Origin of the sequence: Arsenicibacter rosenii (assembly GCF_001870735.1) — a bacterium.
Lineage (GTDB): Bacteria > Bacteroidota > Bacteroidia > Cytophagales > Spirosomataceae > Arsenicibacter > Arsenicibacter rosenii.
In genome coordinates this window covers 1-342 of record NZ_MORL01000337.1, presented here as the reverse complement: position 1 = coordinate 342, position 342 = coordinate 1, and the positions used below count along the sequence as shown (strand labels likewise).

Below are 342 nucleotides of genomic sequence, written 5' to 3'. Positions count from 1 at the left end.
CCAGCGGGGTATGTTCGTTACCAGTGGTTCCGTCGGTCGGGGACCAGCCAGGAAGTGCTGGTATATGACGGCGAGGTAAGCAGCTATACGGCAACGGCCGCCGGTGAGTACCGCGTGGTGGTCAACGACATACAGGGCAAGTGTCCTGACCTGTCGTGTTGCCCGGCAATCATTGAGGAAGACAGTATTCCGGCCTTTACGGTGCTGGCCCGGTCGCCGACCTGTGTATCGAACCAGCCACAGGCCAACGGTACGCTGACGGTGATGGGGTTAGGGATGAATGTAAGCGGTTATCGCTATGCCCTCTCGGAAGGCAGTAGTTTTACCGTAGCCAATCCGACG

At 58.5% G+C, this 342-nt stretch carries 1 protein-coding gene; it reads left to right on the top strand.

Annotated elements, in window-relative coordinates; translation table 11 throughout:
• The coding region (locus tag BLX24_RS33340) for a hypothetical protein (protein ID WP_177226032.1) at nucleotides 1-342 on the top strand (342 nt) is incomplete at both ends.